Genomic DNA, 26,648 nt, shown 5'->3' with positions numbered 1-26,648 from the left:
TATATATTCTTATAAACATATTAATTATTCCTTTGTATAATATATTAATAAAATGGTAAAAAATGAACTCTTTATATGCCTCAAAAACTACTATTTATATTGAAAACTTCTTTCTATTTAAGAGGAAAAGAGAGTGACTTATGTACCAATATCGTATTTATATAAATCCAATTTATTTTTTTACATATAGATTGCTACTATAAAAAAAGGAACCTGCACTTGTTTTCCCTTTTTGGTTTTCGCTGCGCATGTGGCAGAAATAGGTCCTAACCGATTCTATGCATGGCCAGTTGCTCTCGCCCACCGAAAAAGAAAAGGGTTTTTATGTTAGTTTTTCAATTTGCATCTATATATTTGCCGTGCTGTTTAATATATTCATCGTAAACAGGCACTTCGCTACCATTCCCCGCTCCAGCCCTTGCACTATTAAAAACCTTAACATCCTTCACGTCCAATTCATTTATTTTAATATCAAGGTCATGAACAATACGATGAGCATATCTTAAAGCCTCAGTATCATGATGTTTCACTGCAATATCTTGTAACTTCTCAGCTCGTTCCAAATCCTCCTTCAACCCACCCTCAGACAAAGAAGCAGCTTCCTTCAGCGTAACAGCAATTAACTCAAAAGAACTTTTAGAATCTTCCCATGACGGACTGTTCACATCTTCATATTTTTCATACTTCTCCCAGCCTGTTATATTATTTAAATCACTATGTATCGCTGTTATTTTGTGCGGAACATTCTTTAATAGATCCTCTTCTTTTATTTGTTCAGCCTTCTCAATTTTACTTTCTTGTTGATCTGTTTTATAAAACAACTTCAAGCCGCCAAATATGACTCCTACTAAAACAAGGCTGCCAACAACAAATACAATCCCCTTTTTAAACATCATGCTCCCCCTATACATCCGTATCCTATTGATTTCCATCATATCATATTTTCTAGAATATACCTTTTCCTACCTTATTGTGTAGAACATATATAATGAAGTAAAATGAAAAGCAGCACCCTTTTGGTTTTTATTTGAAATTTTCAAATAAAAAGTCTTGTAGAGTTTACATCATTTCATTTATAATAGAAACCATAAAATAACAAAGATGTTTATCCATCACCATTTATCATGATCCCGTAGCTCAGCAGGGAGAGCGCCACCTTGACAGGGTGGAGGTCGCTGGTTCGAACCCAGTCGGGATCATAGTTATAGAAACCGTGTCAAATTAACGTTTGATGCGGTTTTTATTTGTGTACTCTCATACTCCGCAAAATCAGTCTCTTCTATTTTGTTAACTGCATCCTCTTGCATCGTTAGCAGTACATGTAAATAAGTGTCTAATGTAATTTTGATGTTACTACGTTCTAAACGCCCAGAAATCACATTCACATCTTTAGCTAGTAGTAGAGTTGCATGTGTATAACGTAAATCATGAAACCTAATCTTTGGCACAGCCGCTTTCTCAATCAAAGCGTTTAAACTTCTTCTAACAGTAGCAGGATTGATTGGCTTTCCAGAAAGAGTACACATCACCAAGTCATTATCTTGGTATTCCTCACCTTGACTCAGCTTCTCTTTTAATACGACTGCTCTATGTTTCTTTAGCTTTGCTATTGTTGATGCAGGCAATAGTATCTTTCTTAAACTTGATTTCGTCTTTCCTTCAAGCAAAAACGACTTCCCATCATGGCTTAATGTTTGGCTAATGGTTAAATGTCCCTTTTCTAAATCAACATCTTTCTACCGTAACCCTAGCAATTCACCTTGTCGCATTCCAGTTACAAGAGCCATATGAAAGACAATAGAATACCTGCTTTCCTTCGCAGCTTTTAAGAACAACTGTACTTCCTGTTCGTTCCACACCGTTAATTCTTCTTTATCAGCTTTAGACAATTTATTCTTAGCTGCAACACCTTTAGGAATTAGCTCCAAATCTATTAAGTTATGACACTTAAACCGAAAAAAAGACCATCTATTGACAGTCCTGTTCTTGAGTAATTGAGTTTAGTTTCATTTATTATGCTTTTTTATTGCTGTTTTGATTCCTAATGCAACACATACAATTCCTATTATTTTCATTAGGGTGTTGCCTATGTCCCCAAGACTATCAACTGTTAAACTAATCAAAAAGCTTCCCAATAAAAAAAGAAATATACCAAATAATGTTTTCAATAAATTTAGCACCTAAATTCTTTATGATATTTTCAAAAATTCACCACTCTCTTTAAGGATTGGATGTTTTTATTTATTCTCCTTCTTGTGCTAAACAGTTCCGTAGCACTTAAGTTATGACACTTTTTTTATGGAAACTATCAATCATAACTCAAAACATATGAGTGAGGCATGAGAGCAGCACAGGGGACGAGGGCCTATATATGGGGTGGTCTAGTATTTACAAAATATACAGCATATTTTGTAAATTTTTATGGAAAAATTAACCACATTCGATATACTATTAAGTATGAATGAGGTTTTTTTGAAGCTAGATGAATTGGAGGAATTAAAACGTATATGGAACAAAAGATACTTGAATTACTTAACGAAATATATCCAGTGAATTTTATTAAAGTTGAATCAGTAACAAATGAAATGTATCGGTGTACTGCAAAACAAGGTGATTTCTTCGCTAGAATAACAAACTATAAAACATATGATGAACAGTTAGAAGAGGTTACATATACAAACTTTTTATATAATGAAGGATTTGGAGTCTCACCTGCCATATCTTCTTTAAACGGTAATTTAGTAGAAAAGATAACACTTGATAAGGACGTTTTAACTGTTTTATATAATACAGCTTCCGGTGTACACTTACCAAGAAGTCAATGGAATGCCAATGTATTAAAAGAATTAGGTCGGCAAATTGGTAGATTACATCGTTTATCAAGGAAATTTGAAAGTATAATGCCGACTAAATATATTAACGATTGGCATGATAATGAGGAATATGATTTTTATAAATATATCCCTAAAGAAGAAAGTACGATTAGAGAAATTGCACATAATGTTTTATCTACAATTAAAAATTTGCCAAAATGTCATTCTACATATGGTTTACTACATGGGGATTTATGGTTAGAAAATATATTAGTAGATAGTGATTCGAAATTGACAATGGTTGATTTTCAAGATTGTGAAAAACATTATTATATATTTGATTTGGCTGTTCCGATATATAGTGCGTTGGAGTATTCGTTTGTAGGGAATGGCAACATAGTTGACTATGGGCGTTCTATTACGAAAGCAATAATCGACGGATATCAAGAGGAAAATGATATATCTCCAGAGATGTTAGGAAAACTTTCTCTATTTATTAAGTTAAAGGAAATTTTTGAATATAATTTAATGCATATGTACTGGAATAAAGAGAGGTTAACTGAAGACCAAATACGAATAATGAACCACTTTAGAATAAGGATTGAACACAATTACTCTATTCTGAATTTTTAATTAACTATTGTTATTAAACTACAGCACGTCAATCATATTCAGGGACCTGACGTAAAACTTCCAATGGCACTTGCTATACTTGTGCATTGAACTAGCCTCAAGGTTTATATGAAAATTAGTTTTTAGCAACCGTTTGACATAGAAAGGAAGTATTATATGAACCAATCAATTCAACTCAAAAACGTTCAAAAACAATTTACAGGAGATGGCGTTATAACGCCGGTATTACATAATTTAAACTTAACCATTGAAAAAAAGAAGTTTACTTCCATCGTTGGACCTTCAGGATCAGGAAAATCTACTTTATTAAGTTTAATTGGCACATTAGATCAACCAACAGCGGGAGAGATTTTGTACGGAGACCAAGACATTACAAAAATGAATGCGAAGCAACTGGCTAATTTTCGCTTTGAGGCAATCGGTTTTATTTTTCAACAGTTTTATTTGCTGCCGACGTTAACCGCGCTTGAAAATGTAATGGCACCTTTATTTTCACGGAGTGTTTCGTTTGCTAAAAAGGAACGCGCTATTCAATTGTTAGAACAAGTGGGCTTAGCTAATAAATTACATGCTTTACCGTCCCAATTATCTGGAGGACAACAACAGCGCGTTGCAATTGCTCGGGCATTAGTGAACGAACCGAGTTGGATTCTAGCTGATGAACCGACAGGAAATTTGGATACAGAGAACGGTAAAATTGTTTTCGAGTTGATCCAGCAGCTAAATAAAGAAAAAGGCTGTAGTGTATTATTTGTTACGCATGACTTAAGCTTGGCTGCGGAGGCGGATCGGGTGATTGAAATGAAAGATGGTTATATCATCCGTGACAGTCAGGGGGAAGTACCGTGCTTCGCTTAATATGGAATAATTGGAAACGACAAAAAGAGCGCTTTCTTCTCCTGTTAATTGGTGTACTTTTAATGAGTTCTGGACTGAATTATTTATTAGGGTTAACAGAGACAAACCAAGGAACAGTTGAAGAAACATTAGGAAAAAAATGGTCGAGTGCGTATGATATTGTAGTACGCCCAGCCGGAACAAAGAAAGACGTCCAAAATTTATTAGAACCAAACTATTTAAACGGAATTGCGGGCGGGATTACGCAGGCACAATATGAAACGATTCAAAAGATGCAAGAAATTGATGTGGCAGCCCCTATCGCGGTAATGGGTTATGGGTATATCGGAGCGTTTTGGAAAAATGAAAGTAATGAACCTAAGTTAGAACCGGGGATATATCGTGTCCATACGAAGAGGGCTCAAAATAATGGTTTACAACAAACTGTTATGAATGAATCGACGAACTATTGTATTCAAGGAAAAGAAACAACAGATGCACAATTTACATGTGATAATGTATATGATCGTGGAAAAGGATTCTCTGATCCGATGTTAATTGTCGGAATAGATCCTGAACAAGAAGCGAAACTTGTTGGCTTAGATAAAGTAACAGCTTCTCTACCTCAAAGTCGCTATTTTGATAAAGAAGATGCGCCAAAATTGTTAAGACGAACTGAAGTGCAAGATCATATCGAGATTCCTATCATTATAAACGCAGCTAGCTTTAGCAATAGTAAACAAACAACAACATTGGAAAAATTGTCTCTTCCGTTTGAAACGAAAGAGCAGCAACAACAAACAATCGAACAAATAAAATCTACCAAAGACAGAAAAGAAGATGATTCCTCTTTAGCACAAGCAAAAGGGAAACAAATTGAAGAAACTTCAACAACAAGTAAAGAAGTAGAAGAAGTATATTACAGTTCTATTTTTGGAATGAATCCAGAGACAGGATCAACGAGTCAAGTGGATTCAAAAAAGAATGCTAAAGTGTTCGAGGAATCTCATATCGTATTTAAGCCAACACCGTTGTCTTACAAAGAAACAAAAAGTCCTTACCAAGAACAGTGGGAAAAGGCTTTTCAAATTGAAGAACACCCACTTAGTAAAATGCAAGACGATATGATAGATGGTTACATACCAAAGAGTGGATTTCGGGCAATAGAATTTACTAAACATACAGTCGATGAGAGCAAAGTGCCTATATTCCCTGCAATTACGTACCGAGTTGTTGGTTTTTATAACCCTAGTGAATTATCCGTTTCGAAGGATCCATTAAATGAACTCCCGCTTGAAACGTATCGACCAGCCAAAGCGAGTTTAGTATTAGATGAGAATAATCTCCCAATCAATCCTGCACGTGACATTACAGGAATTGGTCATCCTGCTGGACTACTCACGAATCCACCCAATATGCTGACGACGATTCAAGCCTCCCAAACGGTGATGGGTGATAATGCCATTTCTGCGATTCGCTTGAAAGTGAAAGGTGTTGAAAGTTTCAACGAGAGTTCGCAAAAAAAGCTAGAAGCAGTAGCAAAACAGATTGAAGAAGCTACAGGACTTGTAACAGATATTACGCGCGGATCTTCACCGCAGCCTGTTCTAATAGAAGTAAAAAAAGAAGGAAAAACACTTGGATGGATGGAGCAGCCTTGGATTAACTTAGGAGCTGCGATTACAATTTTAAAAGAAACAACCCTTGGATATTCTGGGGTATTGATTGTCTTAATTGGAGTTGCGATTTTGTATGTTCTAGCGACAAATATAGTTTCTTTGCTCGCAAGGCGCAAAGAAATGGCAGTATTGTTAGCCCTTGGTTGGCAAGCAAAGCATTTGATAAAGATGCTGTTTTTTGAATCTGCAATTTTATGTAGCATCGTCATCCTTGTTTCTTGTGTCGTAGAAGGCATCATGTATTTACAAACGGGAACATTTCTGATTGGGAAGTTATTACTGATTGCAATTTGTAGTATATTAATTTACCTACTTGGCACCTTAATTCCAGCCTTTTTGTTAACAAAAATCACTCCCTACGAGACGATGCGCCAAGGAGAAATTTCCACAAAAACAAAACGATGGATGCGTACAACGAACATGTTCATGATGGTTGGAAATCAAGTATTGGCAAAATGGCAGCGAAATATATTATCTATTCTATCTATTGCATTACCGACGACACTACTCTCCTTTTACTTATTTGTAACCTTTCGTCTAAAGGGGATTCTATATACGTCTTGGCTCGGTCAGTATGTAGCCATGAAGGTAGATAGCACGCATTATATTACAATGGGTATTGCAATTTGTGTAGCGGTTGTAACAACTGCAGAAATGCTATGGCAAAATATTTCGGAGCGCAAACCAGAAATTTCAGTGTTAAAGTCAATTGGGTGGACGAACAGTTCAGTCCGACTTCTCGTCGTATTGGAAGGAGCCCTTCTTGGCTTTTTGGCAGGATTGCTTGGCTTCATGTTCTCTATTATCGGCGTTTATGCAATGTATGGCATTTTTCCACTAGAATCATTGCCAATAATGTCTATCACGATTATTATCCCAATTACGGTAGGAATGCTCGGCGCTCTTATTCCTGGAGAAGTAGCCGTGCGTGTAAAACCTTTTCTAGCAATGAAAAAAATATAAGTATGAATTTAACGATAATATCCTCTCTTTAGGAATTGACCAATTTTTATACATTAAAGAATACTTTTTACCATTTAAATAACCACGTTGCATCGCTAGTTCTATCCGCTTCTCTAATCGCCGTGGTAGGGTAGTATCTGTCCCGTCCTTAATTAAGTTAAAGAAAATCCGACTCACAAGAGCCGGATTTCTTCATTTATCTATCTAAGCCACTTAATTCTATTTTATTTACTCTAACGTACTTTATGTTATATTCCTATTTCAAAAAATCTACCCGTTGCTTTAAGGTCAACTTATACCATCCTTAATAAATTCACAACTTCCCTACTACAACTGCCTGTACAACTTTAATTGAATTTTAATAAGATATTCTGAAGGGCAAGTCTGGAAGTTCCAGCTCTTCTAGTTACAGATCATTCATTACGGTTTCAAGCAGAAAGAAGAAAATTGTAAAAAACAAAATAAAGTGTAAAGAAGGTGATAAATAAAATGGTAAACAATGAAGAAACACTTTGTCGTAAGTTTGCAAAAATTATAGGCGGTCAATCGGGATTTGCGGGTGGAAAGTGTGTCGCTACAATATCTCGAGATCAAATAAGTGCAACGATTTTGAAAAAAAGATTTGGGGTGACTTCTTCTTTCTCATTCGAATCAATAGATAGTTTAAGTGGCAAAGCTTTATGTTTAGGAAGAGTAGCACTTTTACAAAATGAAGTGGAGCCATTTATTACTGTAATTCGTGCTCAAGAAATAATAGTTTCGTCTATCCACAATGAATGGTTATTCGATAACCCACGCTTAGTTTATGTTAATATCGAATCTGTTGAAGAACCACTTACTTTTGCCAAAAAAGTAAGGAAAGCATTAAAAGCTATCTGATCATAATGTTTGTACCAGTTAAAGGGACATCTTTCAACTACCAACACGAAACTAGCGCTGTCATCTTTCAATTTCTAGCTATGGGCCCTGCTATTCCAACTGTGTCCTCTCACTGTAACATTCCACTCGAAAAATCGTTCTTCACCGCAGTTCAAAAATATATAAATACAAGGTGACTTTTTAACATCTAAGTCGCTACTTGCTTTCTACCTTTGTTTTAAACTTTGCACGTGGTAGGAAAAGGCCCTGACCGCTGCTATGCATGGCCAGTTACTCTGATCTCCTTCCCTAAAAAAAGGTGGTTTTTATATCATTTTTTCAATTTGTATTTATATATACACAATTCATTTTTCCTAGACAAGCACACACTCCCTTCTCTCTCAATCACATACAATGATAATAAGAGTAAATGAGGAGGTGCATAATCATGCCAAAACCAGCCTATGGTTACGTTACACTTGTTGGTAGCAATCCTATAGGAGTCAGATCAGGTGAAAACATAAAGTTTAATAGAAACGGTCCATTAAATCATATAGTGTTTAATCCTCCTAGTGACACTTTATTTATTCCTAGAGCGGGAGACTATAAAATCGAATTTATCTTATTAATTGATGGCCCTGCTTCTACTTCTGTATATGGTTTAATTTTAAATAATTCTTTAGTAGGTGAGCGACTTACTAATTATGGAATACAAAGACAAGTTACTGGTGCAAGTCTGATGCTCACTGGACAAGCTATTATCCATATTCCTAGACGTTCAACACTCCAACTTAGAAATATAGGATTAACTACCGATGTGTTACTACCAATTTTAACTGGACAGAAAGTTAACGCTGCATCATTAACAATTGAGAAGCTTAACTAGTAAAGTATTTGTTCAGCAGAATAAATACTTAAAAAAGTGGTTCACATTCAATATATAAAAGCGACAAAATAACTATTAGATTGCTTGTTCGAAGTTGTCGTAATCATACGAGACAAAAAGCCTCAATCCTTTTTTAAATGGATTGAGGCTTTTTGCATTCCTGGTTCATATTCAATTTAATCTACTTAACCTTTACTTCTCTGCCTAACTAAATATAGCTTATCTTATCCCTGGGAATCCCCTATGCCTGGAAAACCTATAATACGTTGCGAACCTAACCGCATGTTTTCACCTACTTTTCCATAGCCTTTTACATACTATGCTTCAAAAAATAAAGGAACTTATTATCCTTTAAATCACTCTTGTTTTTCTTGGCATTTTTTCACTAAGATAACATCGCATTCCCTTCTGTTGATTTTGTTAATTTTTCGGTAGTATTTGCAATTGAATTCGTGTTATCAGAAAGATAAAAAAGCATGTTATTTATTTTCAGAATTGACATGACATTATATTGATTTTATACTGTTAGTAACATATCACTGTCAATGACAGTAATATGTTACTAACAGTAATAATTTTAATGTTATGATGACAAAAAATATTTTTTACATTTCATTCAGGAGGAGATATATTTCATGAAACATACAGGGAGACATACAGCTGCATTTCTTTTGCTGTTTTTAACAGAGGGAGATAGCTATGGAGGGAAACTTCTGCAGAAATGTGAAGAAGAGCTTCCCGTCAATCCAATCGATAGTGCCATCATCTATCGCACACTTAAGAAATTAGAAAAAGAGGGTGCTGTTGAGTCTTATTTGGATACATCTGATCAAGATAAGCCGATAAAAATGTACAAAATTACTACCGTTGGGAAAAGAACATTAGAAGATTTTCAAATGGATATTGAAGAAAAAATTAAGAATTTATCATTTTTCTTAAATAAATATGAAAAATGGAAGGGGTATAATCATGATTAATGGTACTATCCTTTACACTATAGCTATTATTCTTACCAGTATTTCTTTTATAAAAGATCGAAATAAAACAAAAGATGCTCTATTAAAGTCATGGAACATGTTTCGTAATCTTATCCCTTCTATATTATCGATTATGCTGTTCGTTGGACTATCACTCTCTATATTAACTCCTTCCTTCATTTCTTCCATCATTGGGGAAAAATCTGGATTTATCGGTATTGTTTATTCAGCAATAATTGGCTCTGTTGCACTCATTCCAAGCTTTATTGTGTTTCCTCTTGGAAATACATTAGTTCAAAATGGTGCGGGCCTTCCTCAAGTTGCGGCATTAATGTCTACATTAATGTCAGTAGGAATCACAACTTTACCGATGGAACAAAAGATATTTGGGCGAAGTTTTGCTTATTCTCGTAATGCATCTGCATTGTTAATGTCTCTCATATTTTCATATATTATTTGGGTGGTGATGGCATGAATGAATTAAGAAGATATCGTTTCTTTTTCATTTTACTATTTGGACTCATTATACTAACTTTTGTAAACCAATCGCTGGGATGGAATGCATTTCAATTAACAGGAAAAAGTATTTTAGATATGCTGTTTCTACTTCCCCCTGTCTTACTATTCGTAGGGTTGCTTGACCAGTGGGTGAAGAAAGAAACATTAATTAAATATATGGGAAAAAAATCTGGTATCTATGGCATCTTGTTCTCCCTATTATTAGGAGGGATTGCAGCTGGCCCCCTCTATGTTGCTTTTCCAATCGCGGCACTTTTATTAAAAAAAGGAGCGAGCATACGATACATTGTATTTTTTCTAGGAGTTTGGACAACTGCAAAATTACCTGTTATGGTGTATGAATTTGCTTCATTTGGAGCTAAATTTACACTCATTCACATTTGTTTTGGTCTAATATTTTTCTATTTAATGGGTATTATTTATGAGAAGTTTTACGACCAACGACAATTGTTAAAGTATGATATAACGAAAGAAAATTAGATTTAGATCAATAAATATTTATGCCCCTCAATCCCAAATCCTTTTGTAGTTATAGCTCTTAAATAACATTTGATCAAAAACACCATATAAACCAGCATGTTAAAATAAGTAAAAAGAGCGTCCGTATTTGGACGCTCCTTTCCTTCGTATGCTTGACTTGTCGCAAAAGTAATATCTAAAAATACACTGAAAGATCGGACGCAGAAATTAATCATAAAAAGAAACAATATCGCGCTCCTACGTCTTACAGTTTAGCGGTGCTGTGCGATTTCCATCAATGGAGAATGAAGAAAATCCCCACTGATGAATGCTTCAGTTTATTTCTTCCCCCTACGGAATAAATCAAGTGTTTTATACCCTTGCGAAAGGATATCAACCATTTGTTGATAACGCTTGTCGCGTGTTTGTTGTTGCTTTGCCGAGAAGATGTGACGTGCCCAGTCTTTTTGATATCCATGGGTTAAGCTTTGGTAAAACTTCAGTTCGTTTGGATGGTCGGCTAGTAATGCTTCGACATCTTTTACATTGTTCTCATAATCTGCAACGCACTGGCTCACAGCTGCTGTTTTCTTTTCTTTCTTTTTTTCGCGTTTTAGTCCGACTACAGTGAAAACGTCATCCATGCTTACCATACGTGCGAACTTGATATCGCTACTTCCTATATATCCGTCTTCACCAACGTTCATTGCTGGGAACATTTCATCTCTGTGAATAAAGGTTTCATAACGCTTATTCCCTTTTTTCGGATATGCAAAAAATATATAGCCTTTTTCAAGTAGAAGTTGGTCATTGTTTAGGATATTATTTGTGTGCGTAACCATCTCATCCAGTGTTTCTACAAAAATGAAAATCGCATCATGTTCTTTTGAAAGGGTCGTTTTTTGTTCCGTAAAGATCTTGTAGTCGCTTGGTTGATTAATTACGGTCATGTTTTTGAATTTCGTTAGTTTTAATTTATCAATAATTGTCATGACAAGCTCCTTAATTTTTAAGTTTATTACAGTTTAAGTTCTTTTCTATTCAATCATTGCACTTGATCACTACATTACTTCCAATAAAGTGTACCTTATTAATAGAAAAATGTCTGTAAGAGTGGTCGCTTATACTTTCTTACACTATAAAGGCAGACCATACAACGGTCTGCCTTTAGTATTACTATACGTTTTTCTTTTTTCCTACAAAAATAGAACATAGAATTAAGATCATTAAAATGCCTAAACAAACAAAAATACTCGCTCTATTTTGATCGCTGAATGTAAATGCCACGCAGCAAATACTTAATGTGACTGCAGTAAATAAAGTTGCATATGGAAATGCCCATACTTTAAAATGCGGCAATTTTGTATATGTTTTGCGAAGCTTCAGTTGTGCTAAACATATACATGTCCACACCACTGATACTGTAAATCCTGGAATTGCCATTAAGTACCCAAACACACGGTCAGGTGAAACGTATGCGACAAATGTCCCACTAATAAGAACAATAGAGCTCAATATAACGCTATATACTGGAACACCGTTCTTTGCAACAAATGAAAATTGTTTCGGCGCTTCTCCTTCTGCCGCTAAGGAATGCAGCATACGTGTGCATCCGTAAATACCAGAGTTTGCCGCAGACAATACTGCTGTGATCAGAACAAAGTTCATAATATGAGCTGATCCTTTAAATCCAACTACAGATAACACTTGTACAAACGGACTTGCTTGGTTGCCAATTTCATTCCATGGAATTAATCCACAAATGATAAGAATTGGAAGTGTATAGAATAATACGATTCTCCAAAATACTCCTTTAATCACTCTAGGCAATACTTTCTCTGTATCCTTCATTTCCGTTACAGTCAATCCGATTAGTTCGGAACCACCGTAAGAAAAAATAACGATTAATAATGCAGAAAATACTCCTGACCAGCCGTGCGGGAAGAATCCCTGATGCTGTACGTAGTTTTGCATATAGTTTGCTTCATTACTTGGAATTACTCCGAATAAAATAGCCCCGCCTAAAATAAGAAATAGAACAATCATCGTAATTTTAATTCCGGCAAACCAAAATTCAAACTCGCCGTAATGTTTTACATTCATAAAATTAATAGCCACAATGAAAATTGCACTAATAAAGCTTAAAGACCATAAAGACATGGAAGGAAACCAATATTGCAGAAAGCTTCCGGCAGCGATTACTTCAATGACGCATACAACTAATAACATGAAACAGTACATCCATCCAATTACAAACGACACGTTTGATCCAAATGCTTTACGAATAAACCCTTTCATATTCATCCCAGGATAAGCGATAGCCATCTCTGCGATTGCACTCATGACAACAAGAAGCAATAATCCTGCAAACAGATAAGAAAAAATAACTGCTGGCCCCGCTATTGATACTGTTTCAGAAGTTCCTTTAAATATCCCTGTACCGATTGCTCCTCCGAGTGCCATCAAACGGACATGCCGCGGCAATAACTTTTTTTGTAATTCCATGATGTTCTCCTCTCGTTTATATAAGATTTTAATATTACAAAAGATTTTATAGGATCAATTGTAGTTTTTCTTTTAATAAAAAAAAAATCATCCCTGTCCTACATGACAGGGACGATTCACACCGCGGTACCACCCTAATTGCAAACTAAAGTCTGCCTCTTCATTTTGTTAACGATCTATTGACCGCCCTTTCCTTTATAAAGGAAAGAGATGCTCCGGGATTGAATTTCACACTTATTTATGTACTGATTCACACCTTCCATCAGCTCTCTGAAACAGGGAAATAAGTATTACTGTATTCCTTTCATTGCATTTCCAATATTATGTTTTCTGTATAAGGTTCAACTAACCATCAGTGGGGATTTTTTTATTCCCACTGATGGTTAGTTGAACCAATCGGGCTTTTACGAGCCATTATCCCCCACCTATCTTCCTTGTTTCTTTTTAACTTTTGAAATGGGGGTTACTGCCCACGAATAGCGGGATAATAAAAAAGTCCCTACTGATTATATCAGTAGGGACGAATATATCGCGTTACCACCCTAATTGCAGACTGCGTCTGCCTCTCAACTTTGATAACGATCTCATATTTGACCGTCTTTCCCTCATAAAGGTCTTCCTTTACTTCGAAAAAGATGCTCCGGGATCGAAATTCATCCTTATCTTTGTACTGATTTGCACCTTCCATCAGCTCTCTAAAACAGTGAGATAAGCACTACTAAAATTCCCTTCATTGCTCAATTATATTTTAATTTATATGACTCTTTTATAAGTATGTTTTGTATTATAGGGGTTGCATTAATATTCTGTCAATAGTTTTTCGCAATACTTATTTAGGTATGTTTTACGAAATGAAAAGAACCACGAATCCGTGAAGAAACAATTCCCAATTATGATAGTTCATGTTACATGTCCATAGAAGATTTTTGTTTTAAATATTCAGAATTGATATTAAAATGAATATTAATAAGATTGTATTGAATTATATATAAATTCATTTTTCACATATAGATTGCTACTATAAAAAAATGAAACTGCGCTTGTTTGCTCTTTTTGGTTTTCGCTGCGCATGTGGCAGAAATAGGCCCTGATCGATTCTATCCATGACCAGTTGCTCTCGCCCATCGAAAAAGAAAAGGGGGTTTATGTTAGTTTTTCAATTTGCATCTATATAAATAAAAAAGATTGGAGGTTAATAGCTGATTTTTTCGTTTTATTTTCCAAGGTATCATAGTTTAATAATTTCTTAGAATCATGTTCTTGAAGATTACAAAATAATTTATAGCTTACGAGGAAATAAAGATGAAACTTCAATTGAAAGCTGATTTAATGCTACTACTAGTTACATTTTTTTGGGGTGCCTCCATCTTGCTTACAAAGGTCGGACTCACTTACATACAAGAATATAATTTAATCGCATTACGTTTTATCATTGCCTTTCTTTTATCAGGCATCGTATTTTACAAACATGTAATCAAAATTGATTTTCAAACTGTAAAATATGCGTTTATATTAGCTTCTATTTTATTTATCGTTTATATTTGTGCGACTTTTGGTACAAAGTATACAACGGTTTCGAATGCTGGTTTCTTAATGAGTCTCACCGTTATATTCATCCCGATACTATCATCTATCTTTTTAAAACAACAGCCTGAAAAACAAGTTGTATTGGCAATTGTTTTAACGATAGTAGGAATCGGACTATTAACAATCAATAGTGAATTAAAGATCGGTTACGGTGATATCTTATGCATCTTATGCGCTTTATTTTATGCCGTTCATATCATCGTTACTGGAACTATGACTAAGCATGTGAATTCCATTGCTCTTGGCGTGTTACAGCTCGGTTTTGTCGGCTTATTTAGTATCATTTTCTCCATGTTTATGGAAACCCCAAAACTTCCTAACACTTTGGAATCATGGTTTTCCATTTTAGTATTAAGCATATTTTGTACAGCAATGGCTTTCATTGTCCAAGTCATTGCGCAGCAACACACGACTCCTACACATGCAGGTCTTATTTTTTCATTAGAACCTGTATTTTCTGCAGGGTTCGCTTTCTTTTTCACAGGTGAAACTCTCACATTGAAAGGTTACTTAGGTGCAACACTTATTTTATTAAGTGTATTAGTTGCTGAACTAGATTTGAAAAGTTTATTAAAGCTAAGTTATAAGAAAAATATATAAAATATAGTAAGAAATACTGTTCTATCTTTTATTTTCTAAGAAAAGCTTCCTTCTACTCTACTATCTTCTCTTTTAATAAACGGAATTGATAATAAATTCACAATTTTATCTTTTTTCCTATTATCCACTGTGATATTGTTGTATAATATTTTTGAAAGCGCTTATTATTGTAATATACATAATTTAAAACGTTTTTACTTGAACATTCTTAATTTCCTACACATTTTATAAGTAGTAATTATTTTTCCATTTTATCCCTAGATTGAACTTGTCCTACTATTTTCAATGGTTTTATTGTAAAAGTTTTACTTGGTAATCATAGTAAATTTCTGGGTGATAAGTAATTGTGAATGTTTTTTTACAAAACAGATAAGTAATAACGTTTTGTATTATGTAAATTATCGTAATAACATAAGAATATAAAATGAATTGCACTCGTTACTGGTTCTAACGAGTAGGAGGTTTTGTCAAATGACGACGAAGAATACAAATACAAACAGCCCTTGGGCTAAGTTCCATGGTCCTAACCTTGGCTATGTCATTGAACAGTACGATCGTTTTGTAGCCGGGGAAGGTTCTGTTGATCCAGAGTTAGAAGAGCTTTTCGCAAGATGGGGTGCTCCTCCTTTTCATGCAGATTTTACAGAGGACTCGCATTTTTCTTCTCCAAACAATACAGATATAGAAAAAGTTCTAAAAATCGCAAAGGTTTTAGAAAATATTCGTTCTTATGGTCACCTTTCTGCACATATTAATCCGCTTGAAGAAAAAGTGGATGGGCAGTTTTCTTTAGAGGGACTAGGTGAAAATGATTTGAAAGCGATTTCAGCTAAAATGGTTTGGGCAGATGCACCTGCAGATGTACAAACAGCGTTTGATGCTGTTAATAGATTAAAAGAGATTTATTCAAAATCTTTAGCTTATGAGTTCGCTCATGTTCAAGATAGTGAAGAGCGTGCATGGCTACAACAAATGGTTGAATCAACTTCCTTGTATCACCCACTATCAAATGAAAAACGCATTGCTGTTTTAAAACGATTGACAGCAGTTGAAGGTTTCGAGCAATTTTTGCATAAGACATTTGTTGGGCAAAAACGCTTTTCTATCGAAGGCGTTGATATGCTAGTTCCTATGCTTGATGAAATGGTTTCTGAAGGCGCTAAGGGCGGCGTGAAAGATATTATGATCGGGATGGCTCACCGCGGACGTCTTAGCGTACTCGCTCATACATTAGAAAAACCATATAGTCACATGTTCACTGAATTTAAACATTCAGCACCGATGCAGGGCACTGATAAGAACAATATCGGCTGGACTGGCGATGTGAAGTATCACTTAGGTAAAGAGCAATTAGTTGGATCTGAAGGAGCTCTTACACGAGTTACTTTAGCAAATAACCCAAGTCACCTTGAATTTGTAGATCCAGTTGTAGAAGGATTTGCACGTGCTGCTCAGGAAAATCGCGAACAAGCAGGTTATCCAACGCAAGATGTTTCTAAATCTTTCGCAATTTTAGTACACGGTGATGCTGCGTTCCCTGGTCAAGGTATCGTACCTGAAACACTGAACTTAAGCAGGCTGAAAGGTTATCAAACAGGCGGAACGATTCATGTTATTGCGAATAATGCAGTCGGCTTTACAACTGATAGCTATGATTCCCGTTCAACAAGATATTCAAGTGACCTTGCAAAAGGATTTGATATTCCGATTGTGCACGTAAATGCTGATGATCCTGAAGCTTGTCTCATTGCAGCTACTCTTGCTTTCCAATACCGTACGCTATTCAAAAAGGATTTCCTAATTGACTTAATTGGATATCGCCGCTATGGTCATAACGAAATGGATGACCCAGCAGTTACACAACCGAAAGTATACAAAAAGGTTAGCAAGCATCCGACTGTAAGAGCTTTATATGCTGAAGAGTTACAGACAAAGGGCATTCTAAATGCTGAAGAAGTAGAAACAATTACGCAATTTATACAAGAGCATTTAAAAGCTGAATATAATCAAGTTTCTTCTGATAAAAAAGAAGTATCTGCAAATGTTGCAGTTCCAGAAGTAGTTGCAAATGGCATTCCAAAAATGATGACAGGTGTTCCATTAGAAACACTTAAAGAATTAAATACAAGTCTTCTTGAGTGGCCAGAAGGTTTTAACGTATATCCAAAATTAAAGAAAATCCTTGAACGCCGTGAGAACGCATTTAAAGATGGCGGTAAGCTAGAATGGGCAAATGCCGAAGCGTTAGCGTTTGCATCAATTTTACAAGATGGTACGCCAATCCGTCTGACAGGACAGGATTCAGAGCGCGGTACATTCGCACAGCGCCACGTTGTATTACATGATACAGAAACGAACGAAACGTATTCGCCAATGCACCGTCTGCCACAAGCACGCGCTTCTTTCGCGGTTCATAATAGTCCGCTTTCTGAAGCTGCTGTTGTAGGATTTGAGTATGGATATAACGTATTTTCTCCTGAAACATTAACAATGTGGGAAGCACAATACGGAGACTTCTCAAATACAGCGCAAGCATTGTTTGACCAGTTCGTTTCAGCAGGAAGAGCAAAATGGGGTCAAAAATCCGGACTTGTTTTACTTCTTCCGCACGGTTATGAAGGGCAAGGTCCTGAGCATTCTAGCGCTCGTCCAGAACGTTTCTTACAGCTTGCTGCAGAAAATAACTGGACAGTTGCAAACTTAACAAGTGCAGCGCAATATTTCCATATCCTGCGCCGCCAAGCAGCAAGTCTTGGAACTGATTATGTAAGACCGTTAGTAATTATGACGCCAAAGAGCTTATTACGTCATCCACTTACATCTTCACCTGCTTCTGAGTTAAGTGAGGGCAGCTTCCAAACAGTTGTAGAAGAGCCGAACCTTGGAACAGAAACAAGTAAAGTGAAGCGTCTTGTATTAACGACAGGTAAGATGGCAATCGATTTAGCAGTAGATGTTGAATCAAATAAGAAAGAACATACACTTGATGAAGTGCATATCGTTCGCGTTGAACAGTTATATCCATTCTCTACTGAGAAAATCCAAGCGATCGCTGAGCGTTTTGAAAACTTGGAAGAAATCGTATGGGTACAAGAAGAACCAAGAAATATGGGTGCATGGCATTATATCGCACCAATTCTATTCGAACTTGCTACAGACAAAGTGAAAGTGAACTATATTGGACGTCCAGACCGTTCAAGTCCATCAGGCGGCGATCCTCATGTTCATAGAAAAGAACAAGAATTGATTATTAATCAAACGCTTAATATCAATTTCAAATTACAACAAGAACAAGAATTTGTTCACAATAAGTAATACTGTTAACTTCCTGCGGATGGGGGGTCTCCCCCATTCACGGTTAGAGAAGATTATTTATACAACCATACCAAATCAATTGTTAGGCAAAATAGGGGAGGACATTTAAAATGATCGAAATTAAAGTACCTGAGCTTGCAGAATCTATTACAGAAGGAACTATTTCACAATGGCTTATCAACGTAGGTGACAAAGTTGAGAAAGGCGCAAGCGTTGTTGAGCTAGAAACAGATAAAGTCAATGTAGAAATCATTGCAGAAGATTCAGGTATTGTATCACAATTACTAGGAGAACCTGGAGATACAGTTGAAATCGGCGATGTTATCGCAGTTTTAGATGTAAACGGAGCGGCAGCAGTAAACACACCTGCCCCGGCAGCAAAACAAGAAGTTACAGAAGCACCAAAAGCTGAAGCTGCAGCGCCAAATAAAGCACCGATGCAAGGTCTTCCAAATACGGATCGTCCGATCGCATCACCTGCTGCTAGAAAAATGGCACGTGAATTAGGAATCGACTTAAATGACGTACGCAGCACTGATCCACTTGGCCGCGTTAGACCGCATGATGTTCAAGCACATGCTACTGCGCCAAAAGCAGAGCCAAAACAAGAAAAACAAAGTCCAAAACCAGCTGCAACTACTGAGTTTGAAAAACCAGTTGAGCGCGTAAAAATGTCCCGCCGCCGTCAAACAATTGCAAAACGTCTTGTAGAAGTTCAACAAACATCTGCAATGTTAACAACATTTAACGAAGTTGATATGACAGCTATCATGGAATTACGTAAAGAACGTAAAGATGCGTTCGAAAAGAAACATGGTGCTCGTCTTGGCTTCATGTCATTCTTCACAAAAGCAGTTGTAGCAGCATTAAAACAATTCCCATTATTAAATGCTGAAATTCAAGGTGATGAACTTATCATTAAGAAATTCTACGATATCGGAATCGCTGTAGCAGCTCCAGATGGATTAGTTGTTCCTGTTGTACGTGATGCAAACCAATTAAACTTCGCTGAAATTGAGAGCGAAATTAGTAATCTTGGTAAAAAAGCTCGTGATAACAAACTTACACTGAAAGAACTACAAGGTGGTACATTTACAATTACAAACGGAGGCGTGTTCGGTTCTCTTATGTCAACACCAATCCTAAACAGCCCACAAGTAGGTATCCTTGGTATGCATAAAATCCAATTACGCCCTGTTGCAATCGATGCAGAGCGCATGGAAAACCGTCCAATGATGTACATCGCCCTTTCTTACGATCACCGTATCGTAGACGGAAAAGAGGCTGTTAGCTTCCTAGTTGCGGTTAAAGAAATGCTTGAAGATCCAAAATCATTATTATTAGAAGGTTGATTCTTTTATCAATCGAAGAACCCTCTTGCATTTGCAAGAGGGTTTTCTTTGTTTCTACTTCCATACCAAAAATAATAGTAGACTATTGCTATGGAATTCATGTAATCTACTACTTATAAAAAACATATATATGAATCCATTTTGATCTTTTGACATACAGATTGCTGCTATGTAGGAATAAAGAGCCCTCACTCGCTTTCTTTCTATGTTTTTACTTCGCATGTGACAGAAAAAGGCCCTGACCGCTTCTACGCGCGGCCAGATGCTCTCTCCCATCGAAAAGAATGGTTTTTATGTCGTTTTTTAAAATTTTGATTTATATAGAAAAGGTGACAAAATGGAATTAGGAAACTTCTTTTTTACAACGCTTATAACAACCTTTATGCAGTTAGCTTCATTAGTAGGATGTATTATTGTAGTTGGATTTCTATTAGGATATTTAGAAAATCGTTCGCGGACATATTGGACACGAGCTTTCGGAAGAAATGGCTTCCTCTTAACTTCATGGATTGGAACACCTATTCACGAATTTGGCCATGCCTTTATGTGCATCTTATTTCGGCATAAAATCGTAAATATTCAATGGTTTCCAACGAATACAAGTAACGGGTATTTAGGATATGTGCAACACCAATATAATCCGAAAAGTATTTATCAAAAAACAGGTAATTTCTTTATTGGTATTGCTCCTATTTTTTCAGGAATTGCCGCATTAGTTGGATTAATGTATTTCTTTATCCCCCACTCATACTCAGTATTTATGAATGGTGTTGATACAAATATTCAGCCCGGCGGCGCTATGAATGATATTATCAAACACACTGCTTTATCTTCACTGCTACTATTAAAAAGCATTTTTACAATTAGCAATCTATTAAATCCGTATTTTTGGCTCTTTCTGATCCTAGCAATTTGCATCTCTACGCATATTGCTTTAAGTAAGCCTGACATACAAGGTGCATTAGATGGACTGATCACCATCTTCTTATTCCTATTTCTCTTCAACGTTATAGGAGGTCTTCTTCATTTTGATAGCCATGCAATGATCGCAAATATAGCAAAATATAATGCTTACTTGCTCGCTTTTTCTAGCATTGCTATTTTATTTTCTTGTATTACTGTGGTGATAAGTTATATCTTTTATCGAATTAAAAAAATGTAGATAGATCATCCTTACATGAATATAGAATAATCAGAAATTTTCACCTTCTTGCATCCTTTCGTTGGTATAATATGGTGTATGAAATGATATAACCAACAGGAGGCAGACCATGAGAAAAAATGAATTGTATGTTTATCATATTGTTACTAGGAAAAAAATGAGTCTTGGACAAATCATTAACTTTAACGAGAATCAAAATAATGCTTTATATCGCTTCTTTTTTGAGAGAGAACAATTGAATTCTAAAGGTGAAGACTTCATTCGGATTTTACAAGGTCATGATACAAATGAAGGATTGAACTTGAATAAAGAAAATACCGAAGTAGCTCTTAAATATGTAGATCAAACAATTAGAGCGATTCGAGAGGTGATCGTAGAAATGGTTAGATTACAAGAATATCCTGAATACCCTTCAAGATTGTCTTGCTTATACGCCGCGAAAACCTATGAGGACGCTTTGAAATGGAAAGAATTATTTGATTCTTACAATCGGAATATTTTGCAGATTGTTAAGCTTCGAGTGATTGGGAATTCTTTTGAGGGCGATGGAAACCTTTTACCAAAAGAAGATGGAGCTCCTTTCTCTCAAAAAATTGAACAAGCTAAAGAATATTGGAACGGTAATGTAACAAATGAACTTCCCGAGCTTTTGATTAACGGAAAAATTGAAGTGGTAGAAATTATTCATGATTTCTCTGCTTAGATCCTATCCATCAGCTGGGGATGAGACCCAACTGATGGAAGTTTCACTTTATTCCCCTCTTCTCGCTGCTTGCTGCAACGGATCCCATACACTGTTGAACGGCGGAGAATAACTTAAGTCCACGTCTTCTAAATCATGAATCGTCATTTTATGAAACAATGCCATCGCGAGGACGTCTATTCGTTTATCTACGCCCTGTTCGCCGATTACTTGTCCGCCTAACAATTGTTTCGTGTCCTTGCGATACAATAATTTCACGTGAAGTGGTTTCTTACTTGGATAATATCCCGCTATGTTTGTCGAATCTATTTTTACAATTTCATATGGCAACTGTAATTGCTCTGCTTCTTTTTCATTTAAACCCGTTCGTCCTAATGTGATGTCCATAAATTTCATAACCGCTGTTCCGACAATCCCTTTAAACGCTCTTCGTTTATTCACCATGTTCAGTCCAGCAATTCTTCCTTGTTTGTTTGCCGTTGTTCCAAGCGGAATATGGTCATGTTTTTCTTTTATAATATGGTACTGCGTAGCGCAGTCTCCTGCCGCATAAATGCCCTCTATATTTGTTTGCATATAAGCGTTAACTTGGATCGCACCTTTTGGATTTTTGATAATCTCTGTTCCTTCTAGAAAATCAGTGTTCGATTTCACTCCAACTGATACTAAAACAAGATCTGTTTCATACATTCCTTTCTCTGTTTCCACAAACTCAACTTGTTCTTTTCCTTGAAACGCTTTCACATTTTCATTTGTCAGAATTTCAATGTTATGTTTTGTTGCTTCTTCATGAATGTATGCTGCCATATCCTTATCGAAAACGGTACCGACATGATCATTCCGCTCAATCATGCGCACTTTTTTTCCAAGCTCTACAAATGTTTCCGCCATTTCTATACCAATTGCTCCGCCGCCAATAATAGTAACATGTTCAACCTTCTTATTTCGAAGCGTCTCCATAATGCGCTCTGCATCCGGGATCGTTTTTAATAGATGAACGCCTTGCAGATCACTGCCTTTCCAGTTCGGCATAACTGGTCGCACTCCCGTTGCAATTAATAAACGATCATATTCGAATTCAAATGGTTCTGATGTTTGCGTATGTATGCCATATACTTTTTTACTTGCTGGATCTACACGTGTCACTTCATGATTCACTTTCGCATCAATATGATATTTATTCCGAAACGTATCAACGCTTCTAGCAATTAACTTTTCAGTAGAGGCAATGACCCCGCTAATCGCATAAGGAAGACCGCACTGTGCATATGAATAGATTTCGCCTTTTTCTAAAGTGATTACATTTGCTTCTTGGTCGTTGCGGACAATTTGCATAGCCGCACTCATTCCAGCTGCATCTCCGCCTATAATAATATATTTCATCGTCTCACTCCCTTCTATCGTTTACAATTCCCATCTTGTGCATTTATCAATCATTATGGAGGTTTTTATCTCCCTTCATCCTTCTTAAATGGTAACTTATATAAACATTCCCCATCAACTGTTCTACCTGTATCTTCAAAACCAATGCTTTCATACAGCTGTTTTGCAACAATATTATTCGGTTCAAAAGACAGAAAAATCTCATGACAATTCGCATCTTTTCTCATCTCATCTATTACGTATAAAAGTGCCGTTTTCCCATACCCTTTTCCTTGGTGTTTATGATCAATCATGAGCCTACATATTTCAAAAAAATTATGTTGTTCACAATATCCATACATTGTAAAGCCAACCATTGTTTCATCACTGTATATTGCCTTTGTAATCCAACCTTTTTGAATTTTTGACTGTGCCAATGATAATGCATTTGAAGCTACAAACTCTTCGCAAACAAAGTGCTTGTCTTCTTTATTTGTAGTTAAGAATATACACTCTATCCAATTCTCATTTGTAATATCTCTTAAATTAATAGTCATTTTACGCTCACTCTTTCTCTTTTTATAAAATTACTTATTTCTACAAACAAAAACACTTCTCCTATAAGAGAAATGTTTCTTTACACAATAAAATGCCACACAAAAACTTCCATCACCACAATTAACACCGCTACGAAAATCATAAGTGTCGTCTTCTTCAATAACTCATTTTCCCGAAATGGAATGTTACATAAATAAGCACCAAGTGTAATTCGTGATGGACACGCAATTGTCGCAAAAGAAGAACTTGTATTTTGCACGATTGTCACAAACTGCCACGGGAGTCCTACGTTCTGCGCCGTTTGCATTTGCAGTTTCATAAACATCGCATTTGATCCAGCGTTACTTCCTGTTAAAAAACCGCCTATACCACCTATAAACGGGGCGATGAAAACAAACATCGTTCCAAACATATGACCAGCGGATTCCGCTAATAAAGCATGCATCCCCGCTGCACTCATTAGTTCTGAAATTGCAATAAACATTGTCGTTGTAATCGCAAAAGGTATCCACTGTTTCACCGTTTGCAATAATGACTGCATTATTATAATAGAAGGAATCCGGAAGAAAATAATGGTAAATAAACATGTAACCCCAAGCCAAAATCCTGGTGAATACAATAATTCAAGCTTGTAAGAGTACGATGGTAAGTTAATAACAGCGTATGATTGAAGTGCACTATGAAACGACGGAATCAGGCGAGAAAGCAAGATGCATACTGTTAAAAATAAGTACGGGCTAACTATTTTTACAATGGATACCTCTTTCTGCTCAGCAGCTGCTTGCTCTGAATACACTTCCTTTTGCTGTTTTTCCGTCATTTTAATAATGACAAACCCAAACGTTATCGTTACAATTGCACTTAAAATTCCTGCTAATTCAACACTTACATATGTACTAGATAAATAGATAGAAAAAGAAAATAATAGAAAAAGGCCTGTTGCTTCTTTCCATTTTTGTCTTACTGCTGCAAAGCCGCCGACTATATACAAGGAAAGGATAATAAAATATGCAAAGATTGGCACACTTAATACTGCTGTACCAGAACCGAGTTGTACTAAAGGCATATTAATTAGCCCCGAACCAATAATCGTTCCTGTCGCCATTGCGCCCCATGAGCTTGCTAATAAACCGATAAATGAAAGTAAAACGGCTTGAAACGGCTTATAACCGAGCGAAAGAAATATAGGAGCAGCCACCATAAATCCAATTCCAAAACCACTTACCGATTCAATAAGGGGACAAATCCCAAAACACATAAGGAGCATTTGCAGTAAACGGTCATGTGTAACATGTTCCATAAAGCGAGCAACTTGATCGATATACCCCATTTTATTCATAAGGTGAAATAAAAAAATACCAAAAAACAATACATATCCAACGATAAAACAAATTAAACCACCCTTTATTGTGGCATGGGCAATCTCCCCCATTTGCAGGCGAAATAGCGGTGATAGTAAAACAACTCCGCTGCACACGACATAAGAAATTATCGATGCTTTCAGCGATGTTTGCTTGAAGACAAATAAACAAATGAAAATCATCATGATTGGAATAAGAGCCAGTAGTATTGCCATACCATCATCTCGTTTCTTGTAAGGTACAATTTTATAAAACCCTTTTCTTTTAGATGGGCGAGAGCATCTGGCCATGCATAGTAGCGGTCAGGGCCTTTTTCTGCCACTTGCGGTATTAAAACAAAGGGAGACAACGAGTGCGGGTTCCTTTTGTTTGGCGTGACTGGGACTTGTGTGTTAAAAAATATTATATAACATAAGACAGAATATTCAATTCGTTTTATGTCGGTTTTTATCCACTTCTTTATCTGGTAAATTATTAGAAACGTGTTACACTACTAAAAACATCTTTTTTAGAGGAGTGATCGCAATGAACCAGGAACAATTTTGGCAACTTATTTCAGATATGAATTCAAAAAACGAAACAGTTGAATGGTTAATTGAGCAGTTAGCTGCAAAATCCGCAGATGAAATTGCAGATTATGAAATGCATTTCCAAACTGCATTAGGGCAATCCTACACTTCCTCTTTATGGGCAGCTGCTTATATTATTTTAGGTGGATGCTCCGATGATTCATTTGATTACTTTAGAGGTTGGCTCATCGCATGTGGAAAAGAAACATTTGAATCCGCTTTGCAAAAACCTGAAAATCTAGCAAATTTAATTCCTGCTTATTATGAAGAGGAAGAACTCATTCCAGAACTTGAGGAAATGTTAAGTACTGGACTTGAAGCGTTCAGCCTAAAAGAAACAGGAGATACAGAGTGGGATAATGAAATATGGAACAAATTTTCATCGTTACTTGATGAAAAAGGTTATGAGTCATTTAAACAAGACATCGAATTTGACTGGGAAGAAGATGAGGATGAATTAGCTAATCGTTTTCCAAAACTATGGGAACGTTTTGGTGAAGATCCATTAGGTTAATATATACATACAAATTGAAAAAATGACATAAAAACCACGTTCTTTTTAGAGGAGGACGAGAGCATCTGGCCATGCATAGAAACGTGCAAAGTTTAAAACAAAAAGAGAAAGCCACTAGTGGTCATGTTTTGTTCTGTGTAGTAGTAACTTAGATGTAAAAAAAACAAAGTGGATTTATATAGAGGCCACTGAAAAAGTCTTCATAGAAAAAACGAAAGCTTCCTCGATGAAATCGAGGAAGCTTTCGTTTTTTTCATGTATAATAGTTGTAATAATTCTAGGTGGTGTCTCGGATGATTTCAAAACAACAATCTCTTAACCTTAGCCCATTCATGGCGATTTACGATATCGTCATACCAAAAGATAATATGCTCCGTCAATTTAATGAAATGGTAGATTTTTCTTTTGTTTTAGAGGAACTGAAAAGTAAATATTG

20 protein-coding genes, 1 tRNA gene, 2 pseudogenes and 2 other annotated features are annotated in these 26,648 nt (G+C 36.0%); of the genes and pseudogenes, 16 read left to right on the top strand and 7 right to left on the bottom strand.

The features are described from left to right. Positions 1-335: 335 nt before the first annotated feature. Positions 336-896, bottom strand: coding sequence for a hypothetical protein (locus H280_RS0114060; protein WP_231401784.1), 561 nt, complete (start codon positions 894-896; stop codon positions 336-338). 230 nt (positions 897-1,126) lie between these two features. On the opposite strand from H280_RS0114060, the gene H280_RS0114055 reads away from it, so the two are divergent. Further along, a tRNA-Val gene (locus H280_RS0114055) sits at positions 1,127-1,199 on the top strand. A gap of 75 nt (positions 1,200-1,274) precedes the next feature. Here the strand turns inward: H280_RS0114055 and H280_RS26845 are convergent. Then, a pseudogene (locus tag H280_RS26845) lies at positions 1,275-1,937 on the bottom strand (site-specific integrase); the annotation flags it as partial. A gap of 570 nt (positions 1,938-2,507) precedes the next feature. Here H280_RS26845 and H280_RS0114035 point away from each other — a divergent pair. From H280_RS0114035 to H280_RS0114000, 8 genes are all read left to right on the top strand, one after another. Beyond that, the gene (locus H280_RS0114035; protein ID WP_020061768.1) at positions 2,508-3,446 is read left to right on the top strand and encodes a phosphotransferase enzyme family protein; all 939 of its coding nucleotides are present in this window, start codon (positions 2,508-2,510) and stop codon (positions 3,444-3,446) included. Positions 3,447-3,602: 156 nt separating this feature from the next. Further along, positions 3,603-4,304: an ABC transporter ATP-binding protein gene (locus tag H280_RS0114030; protein WP_020061767.1), complete on the top strand. Its 702-nt coding sequence runs from the start codon at positions 3,603-3,605 to the stop codon at positions 4,302-4,304. Further along, entirely contained in the window at positions 4,292-6,925 is a 2,634-nt protein-coding gene (locus tag H280_RS23640; protein ID WP_020061766.1) for an ABC transporter permease, read from the top strand. The genes H280_RS0114030 and H280_RS23640 overlap by 13 nt, the downstream gene beginning before the upstream one ends. A gap of 489 nt (positions 6,926-7,414) precedes the next feature. Next, the gene (locus H280_RS0114020; protein WP_020061765.1) at positions 7,415-7,804 is read left to right on the top strand and encodes a DUF1259 domain-containing protein; all 390 of its coding nucleotides are present in this window, start codon (positions 7,415-7,417) and stop codon (positions 7,802-7,804) included. A 427-nt stretch (positions 7,805-8,231) separates the two neighbouring features. Continuing rightward, positions 8,232-8,669, top strand: coding sequence for a hypothetical protein (locus H280_RS0114015; protein WP_020061764.1), 438 nt, complete (start codon positions 8,232-8,234; stop codon positions 8,667-8,669). Positions 8,670-9,304: 635 nt separating this feature from the next. Further along, positions 9,305-9,646 carry a PadR family transcriptional regulator gene (locus H280_RS0114010; protein WP_020061763.1) on the top strand — a complete coding sequence of 114 codons (342 nt, stop codon included), beginning with the start codon at positions 9,305-9,307 and terminating at the stop codon, positions 9,644-9,646. Next, positions 9,639-10,121 carry a hypothetical protein gene (locus tag H280_RS0114005; protein WP_020061762.1) on the top strand — a complete coding sequence of 161 codons (483 nt, stop codon included), beginning with the start codon at positions 9,639-9,641 and terminating at the stop codon, positions 10,119-10,121. Before H280_RS0114010 ends, H280_RS0114005 begins: the two co-directional genes overlap by 8 nt. After that, positions 10,118-10,645 carry a permease gene (locus H280_RS0114000; protein ID WP_020061761.1) on the top strand — a complete coding sequence of 176 codons (528 nt, stop codon included), beginning with the start codon at positions 10,118-10,120 and terminating at the stop codon, positions 10,643-10,645. The genes H280_RS0114005 and H280_RS0114000 overlap by 4 nt, the downstream gene beginning before the upstream one ends. Positions 10,646-10,962: 317 nt before the next feature. On the opposite strand, the gene H280_RS0113990 is transcribed toward H280_RS0114000, so the two are convergent. Both H280_RS0113990 and H280_RS0113985 read right to left on the bottom strand, forming a co-directional pair. Then, complete coding sequence (locus H280_RS0113990) at positions 10,963-11,616, bottom strand: YdeI/OmpD-associated family protein (RefSeq protein ID WP_020061759.1); 654 nt, start codon at positions 11,614-11,616, stop codon at positions 10,963-10,965. A gap of 184 nt (positions 11,617-11,800) precedes the next feature. After that, the gene (locus tag H280_RS0113985; RefSeq protein WP_020061758.1) at positions 11,801-13,129 is read right to left on the bottom strand and encodes an amino acid permease; all 1,329 of its coding nucleotides are present in this window, start codon (positions 13,127-13,129) and stop codon (positions 11,801-11,803) included. A gap of 104 nt (positions 13,130-13,233) precedes the next feature. Then, positions 13,234-13,446: a binding site (T-box leader), on the bottom strand. Between the two features lie 196 nt (positions 13,447-13,642). Next, positions 13,643-13,872, bottom strand: a binding site (T-box leader). 559 nt (positions 13,873-14,431) lie between these two features. Here H280_RS0113985 and H280_RS0113975 point away from each other — a divergent pair. The 5 genes from H280_RS0113975 to H280_RS0113955 all read left to right on the top strand — a co-directional run bounded on the left by H280_RS0113975 (position 14,432) and on the right by H280_RS0113955 (position 21,848). Beyond that, complete coding sequence (locus H280_RS0113975; RefSeq protein WP_020061756.1) at positions 14,432-15,316, top strand: DMT family transporter; 885 nt, start codon at positions 14,432-14,434, stop codon at positions 15,314-15,316. A 471-nt stretch (positions 15,317-15,787) separates the two neighbouring features. Beyond that, positions 15,788-18,631 carry a 2-oxoglutarate dehydrogenase E1 component gene (locus H280_RS0113970; protein ID WP_020061755.1) on the top strand — a complete coding sequence of 948 codons (2,844 nt, stop codon included), beginning with the start codon at positions 15,788-15,790 and terminating at the stop codon, positions 18,629-18,631. Between the two features lie 110 nt (positions 18,632-18,741). Continuing rightward, positions 18,742-19,983 carry a 2-oxoglutarate dehydrogenase complex dihydrolipoyllysine-residue succinyltransferase gene (gene odhB / locus H280_RS0113965; protein ID WP_020061754.1) on the top strand — a complete coding sequence of 414 codons (1,242 nt, stop codon included), beginning with the start codon at positions 18,742-18,744 and terminating at the stop codon, positions 19,981-19,983. Positions 19,984-20,320: 337 nt separating this feature from the next. Then, the gene (locus H280_RS0113960; RefSeq protein WP_020061753.1) at positions 20,321-21,145 is read left to right on the top strand and encodes a hypothetical protein; all 825 of its coding nucleotides are present in this window, start codon (positions 20,321-20,323) and stop codon (positions 21,143-21,145) included. Positions 21,146-21,254: 109 nt separating this feature from the next. Beyond that, entirely contained in the window at positions 21,255-21,848 is a 594-nt protein-coding gene (locus H280_RS0113955; protein WP_020061752.1) for a DUF2441 domain-containing protein, read from the top strand. A gap of 48 nt (positions 21,849-21,896) precedes the next feature. On the opposite strand, the gene H280_RS0113950 is transcribed toward H280_RS0113955, so the two are convergent. From H280_RS0113950 to H280_RS0113940, 3 genes are all read right to left on the bottom strand, one after another. Continuing rightward, the gene (locus H280_RS0113950; RefSeq protein WP_020061751.1) at positions 21,897-23,231 is read right to left on the bottom strand and encodes an FAD-dependent oxidoreductase; all 1,335 of its coding nucleotides are present in this window, start codon (positions 23,229-23,231) and stop codon (positions 21,897-21,899) included. 65 nt (positions 23,232-23,296) lie between these two features. Then, positions 23,297-23,767 carry a GNAT family N-acetyltransferase gene (locus H280_RS0113945; protein ID WP_020061750.1) on the bottom strand — a complete coding sequence of 157 codons (471 nt, stop codon included), beginning with the start codon at positions 23,765-23,767 and terminating at the stop codon, positions 23,297-23,299. A gap of 80 nt (positions 23,768-23,847) precedes the next feature. Next, positions 23,848-25,344: an L-lactate permease gene (locus tag H280_RS0113940; protein ID WP_020061749.1), complete on the bottom strand. Its 1,497-nt coding sequence runs from the start codon at positions 25,342-25,344 to the stop codon at positions 23,848-23,850. Positions 25,345-25,654: 310 nt separating this feature from the next. Here H280_RS0113940 and H280_RS0113935 point away from each other — a divergent pair, with 310 nt between their 5' ends. Beyond that, positions 25,655-26,212 (top strand): DUF4240 domain-containing protein, encoded by a 558-nt coding sequence (locus tag H280_RS0113935; protein ID WP_020061748.1) that lies wholly within the window; start codon positions 25,655-25,657, stop codon positions 26,210-26,212. A 293-nt stretch (positions 26,213-26,505) separates the two neighbouring features. Continuing rightward, positions 26,506-26,648: pseudogene (locus H280_RS25785) on the top strand (IS5/IS1182 family transposase); the annotation flags it as partial.

This window comes from Bacillus sp. 123MFChir2 (assembly GCF_000383235.1).
Classification (GTDB): Bacteria; Bacillota; Bacilli; order Bacillales; family Bacillaceae_G; genus Bacillus_A.
This window is presented reverse-complemented; position numbering and strand designations above follow the sequence as displayed.